The sequence below is a fragment of the Pseudoalteromonas sp. genome (assembly GCF_041613455.1).
Taxonomy (GTDB): domain Bacteria; phylum Pseudomonadota; class Gammaproteobacteria; order Enterobacterales; family Alteromonadaceae; genus Pseudoalteromonas.
In genome coordinates this window covers 1-5,905 of sequence record NZ_JBFJHD010000188.1, presented here as the reverse complement: position 1 = coordinate 5,905, position 5,905 = coordinate 1, and the positions used below count along the sequence as shown (strand labels likewise).

Below are 5,905 nucleotides of genomic sequence, written 5' to 3'. Positions count from 1 at the left end.
TATTCCTGGCACGATGGGAGAGCTTAATAAAGACCCGCATTTTGGTATTGCGTCTAATAATGAAGCGGGCCGCCTGAAAGCCATTAACTTTTATGAACAAGCCAATCAAGCAATAAAACAACTCAATACCCACTTTAACAAGCCGGTGGTGACACATATTCAAATACACAGTGCGCCCACATTAACCGCACAGGTATCCTCATCAGTAAGCGCATTAATTAAATCGCTAAAAGAGTTACAAAGCTGGGATTGGCACGGTGCCAAATTAGTGCTTGAACATTGTGATGCACAACTGCCAAACCAGCCTAGCGAAAAAGGCTTTATGCGTTTAGAAGATGAAATTAATGCTCTGACAACCGCCAACCTACAAGCAACGCACAAACTAGGCATTGCCATAAACTGGGGACGCTCTGCAATCGAAGCACGAAGTGCTGATGGCGCTATACAGCATATGGAGCTTTGCATAAAAGCAGGCTTACTCACTGGGCTGATATTTTCTGGAGCCAGCAGTCACTCGGCACTCTACGGCAGCTGGAAAGATAGCCATATGCCGCCACAAATAAACAACTTTGATCAACCAATTAACAAAGACTCGGCGCTCAATGAACGTCAAATAAATCGCTGTATGCAGTTGCAACAATTGGCTAATTTAGACTTTGTGGGTTGTAAAATTTCGATTTTGCCACAACAACAATCATTAGCGAATAGAGTACGCTACATCAACGAAACAGTGGCGATGATAAGCAACGCACGTTTACAAATTGTCACTAAATAAGGGTATTTTTCAGCTAAAATTAGCGAACTTCTCGTTTTATGGTACGATAGGGTAATAGCTAAACAATTGGTAGGTTTTTAAATGACATTGAAAGTTACGCGCCCAGTTGAACGTAAAAAATTATCCGAAACGGTTGAAGAAGAGCTCGAACGCATGATCAGGCAAGGTGAGATAGCAGAAGGTGAAGCACTGCCTTCTGAGCGAGATCTTATGGCTGCTTTTGGTGTTGGCAGACCCTCAATAAGAGATGCGTTAGCTGCACTAGCACGTAAAGGATTGGTTAAAATTAGCAGTGGTGAAAGAACGCGGGTTACTCGTCCCTCTGCCGATACTATTATCGCTGAGTTATCGGGTATGTCAAAAGACTTTCTCGCGCAGCCCAATGGCCTAAAGTATTTTGATCAATTAAGACGCTTTTTTGAATCTAGCTTAGTTAGGCATGCCGCAGCATCGGCCACCCCCAGTCAAATTAAAGAGCTTGCAGAAGCCCTAGAGTTAAATGGTAAATCCATTGAAAATGACAGCCAGTTTAGACGTACCGATATTTATTTTCATCGTGTGATTGCTTCAATTCCCGGCAACCCGATATTTTTAGCGGTACACCAAGCGCTAATGGATTGGTTAATTGATGCTCGCCCCGAACGTATTAATACCGTGGAATTAAATAAACAAAGTTATAATGATCATGTCGCTATCTTTGAATGTATTAAAAATGGTGATGTAGAGGGAGCTGACGCAAAACTCTCCGCGCATATTGACTACGTGTTTGATAATTATTATCGCTAAAATTTAATCATTAAAAAAAGGCTAATAGTGGCCTTTTTTTGTATCTCAATTGTTAAATTAATGGATTTCACCAACCTCAAGTGGTATAACAGGTATACACTACAAACAGGTATACAGTTGCACTATGAGAAAGTTCATCCTATTTTTATTGCTTGTTGCATCAAGTTATTCATTTGCAGAAACAAAAGTCGATTGGCAGCCGTTAAATGGGCACCCAGAGGCATTAACGATAAATAAAAATTCTGGGTATTTTTTAAATAACAGCGCGCTGTTTATATCAACTAACCAGTTTCAGCAACTAGTTAAACTGGATCTTGCAACTAATAACCGCAGCACAGTTGTTGAGTTAACGCCAGCACAGGGTAATAGGGAAGCCGCGGTTACATTACAGCACGACAATAAAACCTTTGTATTGGGCGGTTTAATTAACGCAGCACCATCAACATTAGTCAACGTTCTACAGTGGAATAAACGGCAGCAACAGCTTGAATCAACAAGATTAGCTGACTTGCCTCGCCCGCTTAGCAAACTCAGCGCACAGGTATTTGAGCAGAGCTTGTATATCGCTGGTTTTGACAACCAGTGGTACCTTTATAAAATAGCCCTTAATGACGAACAAAGCAGCTGGACTGCACTAAACGGTCACTTATTTAACCAACTCAATACCGTTAATATGCAGCTTGCTGTGCAAAATGATGGAGAACGCAATCAGCTTTTTGCCGTTACTGAGCAGCCTACATACAGCACAGATCACACTAAGCTGCTAACACATGTATTTAACCAAAGCGCCAATGCCTGGCATACAGTCATTGACCGTACACCCACCGAATTGCTTGATACAAGTAACCTGCTATCAGCGTCTCCGCTCGGGCAATCACACATTTTAGCAGTCATGCAAACAGGCCATGTTTTCTCATTCAATACCATCACTAAAGCGTGGTCACATTATCAACAATCAGCTTATCGCTTTCATAGCATAGTCACGAGCAAGCAACAGCTTTTTGCCCTTGCCACTCACCCCGTCACAGCTAACATTACGCTAGTCAAAGGCAGTATTAGTAATACCGCGCGCGATTTTGGCTGGCAAAACATGGTAGTTTTGGTGATTTATTTACTTTCGGTGGTGCTCGTTGGTTTGTATTTTATGTTTAAAAACAAAAATACCAATGACTACTTTCGGGGCGGCCAATCAATTCCTTGGTGGGCTGCTGCCTGCTCTATTTACGCTACAATGTTAAGTTCGTTAACTTACATCGCCCTGCCTGCCATTGTTTATCAAACAAACTGGGTACTACTTATTGGTATTTGGATGATCATTGCAGTCGCACCGATTGCGGTATACATTGCGATTCCATTTTTTAGGCAGCTAGATGCAACCAGTGCCTATGAGTTTTTATCTAAACGATTTAATATGCCAGTGCGACTCTTTGCCAGTGGCTTATTTACGCTCTTCCATATTGGAAGAATGGGCATTGTAATGGCACTTACTGCATTAGCGTTATCGGCTGTTACACCAATTAGCGCCGCTGAAAGTGTGTTGATTATGGGCGTATTGTGCTTATTATATTGCACCTTAGGTGGGGTTGAAGCGGTGATCTGGACCGATACCATTCAAACCGTAGTATTACTCATTGGTGCTATTGTGTGCTTTTTTGTCATTATTGCTGGCTTAGATGATGGTTTTAATAGCTTTATAGAAATTGGCTTTGCCGATGATAAATTTACTATTGTTAATACCGATTTTAGCCTCGAAAGCATTACTACCTTATCAATTTGGGTAATTGTGTTGGGCGGTATTGGCCAAAACTTATCAAGCTATACAGCGGATCAAGCCGTGGTACAAAGATACATGGTCACGAAAGATCCACGCGCTGCAGCTAAGTCAATTTGGGCTAATGCAATACTTGCCGCCCCCGGTGCACTGTTGTTTTTCTGTATTGGTAGCGGTTTATATGCTTTTTACCAGCTTAACCCACAAAAACTTGACCCAAGCATTCAAATAGACCAAATATTCCCTACTTTTATCGCTAATGAATTACCCATTGGTGTAGCGGGATTAATTATTGCCGGTATTTTTGCCGCCGCACAATCAACGGTATCTACCAGTATGAACTCGATTGCCACCACCGTATTAACCGATTTTGTTAGGCCGTTTAATATTGTCACCACTGAACAGTCTTACATGAGTTTAGCAAGAGCGCTCACTTTTATATCAGGAGTTTTAGGCACTTTGGTTGGACTGGTATTTATCGACCCTGAAATTCGCTCGCTAATGGAGGCTTACTTTAAAGTAATCGGCATGTTTATGGGCGCACTAGGGGGGATTTTCATACTTGGGGCACTGACTAAAAGAGCTAATTCAATCGGCGCAATGGTCGGTATTATTAGCGGAGTAAGCCTAATGATTTCGGCATGGAAATATGGTTGGGCTAATGGCTACCTGTATGGAACTATCGGCATTTTAACCTGCTTAGTGGTGGGGTACTTGGTGAGCTTACTGTTTCCGGCTCATAATAAAGACCTTACCCGATTAACCTTATTTACGATGAAACAATAAGCCACTTTGAGAGTATAAACACCATGAAAAACTTAGCATTAGAACGCTCTTTAGTAGAACAGTTAAAAAATAGTTTAATCGCATCTTGCCAGCCAGTTGATAACGGCCCCATGGACAAGCCTGAGCACATTGTTGCGATGGCATTAGCCACCCTTGCAGGGGGGGCGAAAGCATTAAGAATCGAGGGCGTAGAAAATGTTCGCGCAGTGGCCAAAGTGGTTAATGTACCCATAGTGGGCATTGTGAAGCGCGACCTTGATGATACTGAAATTCGCATTACCCCTTATATTGAAGACGTTATTGCACTTGCACAAGCGGGAGCGACAATTATCGCCTTTGATGGCACCGACAGACCTCGCCCTGTTGATAGATTAACGCTTTTAACCACAATTCATCAACAAGGTTGTATTGCGATGGCTGACTGCGCCGATTTTGCTGGCGGTAAACTGCTGCACGACGCAGGCTGCACCTTTATCGGTAGCACACTATCCGGCTATTTAGATTTATCACAAACCCCCGACGAACCAGACTACCAACTAGTCACAGATTTAGTTAAAGCCGGTGCTCGTGTAATTGCCGAAGGCCGTTATAATTCACCGCAGCGTGCAGCAAAAGCCATCGAATTAGGGGCGCTGTGTGTCACTGTTGGCTCTGCTATTACTCGCGTTGAGCATATTACCAGTTGGTTTGTCGATAGTATAAACACTGCGCAGAGTGATGCATCATAATGGATATTGCAATTGACATTGGTGGCACCAAAATAGCGTGCGCCCTTATTGAAAATGACCAAATTATTGACGCTGTGAAAGTCGACTCTATTATCCATACTAATATTGATGATTTAGCGCCCTATGTATATGCGCAAATTAAGCATTGGGTGGCGCAAGCACGTTCGGTCAATATTGCCTGTACCGGACAGGTTAGCCCCGATGCAGTAAACTTTTTATCTGTGCGTCGTAAGTTACCATTACAGGCTCAACTACGCAGTTTAACAGGCCTCCCTGTCACTATTATTAACGACGCCTCTGCAGCAGCCTGGGCCGAATATGTATTAAATGACCATGTGAGCCGCAAAAATTTCATTTATATCACCGTATCAACGGGTGTCGGCGCCGGGATTGTATTTAACGACGAAATAATCACCTGTGCCGATGGGTTTTGTGCCCACCTTGGGCATACTGCAGTCAACATTCCTACAGCGCAAAGTTACCCTTGCCATTGTGGTAGAGAAAACTGTGTGGAAGCGATTGCCTCAGGCACTGCTATTGCCAAATATGCAAGCCAGGCATTAGGTAAAACGCTCAGCGCAAAAGACGTATTTACACACTATGCTGAGCACCCAGATATAATGCCTATTATTGACAATGCCGCTACTGCCGTGGCCGAGCTGATCTTTAATATGAAAGCCACATTTGGTAATGACACCGTTATTATCGGTGGCAGTGTTGGCTTAGCACCATTATTTATTAATAAAGTAGCGGCTAAAGTGCAACAAGCACCTGAGATTTATCAGGTCACTTTATTAGCGCCTAAATCGGGCGCCAATGCCGATGTTATTGGTGTTCATCACTATGCTAAAAAACAATTAATCGAGAGCTAAAATGCAAGTACTTATATTTGATGATAAAAGCGCTGTTGCCAACAATGCCGCTGAGCTAATTAAACAGTTAATCAATACTAAACATAATGCCAACTTAGGGCTTGCAACAGGTAGCACGCCGATTGATTTATATAAACAACTAATAGTAAAACATAAAAACAAAGAAGTTAGCTTTAGCCAAGTCAGT

Annotated in this window: 6 protein-coding genes; all 6 read left to right on the top strand. The window is 42.6% G+C overall.

The genetic code is table 11. The annotated features are described in order from the left end of the window. Positions 1–775: DUF4862 family protein (locus ABYB02_RS13745; protein ID WP_372762990.1), on the top strand; the 775-nt coding region annotated here is incomplete at its 5' end. A gap of 81 nt (positions 776–856) precedes the next feature. After that, positions 857–1,561: a transcriptional regulator NanR gene (locus ABYB02_RS13740; protein ID WP_372762989.1), complete on the top strand. Its 705-nt coding sequence runs from the start codon at positions 857–859 to the stop codon at positions 1,559–1,561. A 124-nt stretch (positions 1,562–1,685) separates the two neighbouring features. Next, positions 1,686–4,118 (top strand): sodium:solute symporter, encoded by a 2,433-nt coding sequence (locus ABYB02_RS13735; RefSeq protein WP_372762988.1) that lies wholly within the window; start codon positions 1,686–1,688, stop codon positions 4,116–4,118. Positions 4,119–4,141: 23 nt separating this feature from the next. Beyond that, on the top strand, positions 4,142–4,846 hold the full coding sequence (locus tag ABYB02_RS13730) for an N-acetylmannosamine-6-phosphate 2-epimerase (RefSeq protein ID WP_372762987.1): 705 nt from the start codon (positions 4,142–4,144) through the stop codon (positions 4,844–4,846). Next, positions 4,846–5,718 (top strand): ROK family protein, encoded by an 873-nt coding sequence (locus ABYB02_RS13725; RefSeq protein WP_372762986.1) that lies wholly within the window; start codon positions 4,846–4,848, stop codon positions 5,716–5,718. Before ABYB02_RS13730 ends, ABYB02_RS13725 begins: the two co-directional genes overlap by 1 nt. 1 nt (position 5,719) lies before the next feature. Further along, positions 5,720–5,905 (top strand): 6-phosphogluconolactonase (locus tag ABYB02_RS13720; RefSeq protein WP_372762985.1); only part of this gene is annotated, 186 nt, incomplete at its 3' end.

Bases quoted from the DNA above. Each gene is read 5' to 3' on its own strand.
- ABYB02_RS13740 (WP_372762989.1), top strand. From the start codon at position 857: ATGACATTGAAAGTTACGCGCCCAGTTGAACGTAAAAAATTATCCGAA.
- ABYB02_RS13725 (WP_372762986.1), top strand. From the start codon at position 4,846: ATGGATATTGCAATTGACATTGGTGGCACCAAAATAGCGTGCGCCCTT.
- ABYB02_RS13735 (WP_372762988.1), top strand. From the start codon at position 1,686: ATGAGAAAGTTCATCCTATTTTTATTGCTTGTTGCATCAAGTTATTCA.
- ABYB02_RS13730 (WP_372762987.1), top strand. From the start codon at position 4,142: ATGAAAAACTTAGCATTAGAACGCTCTTTAGTAGAACAGTTAAAAAAT.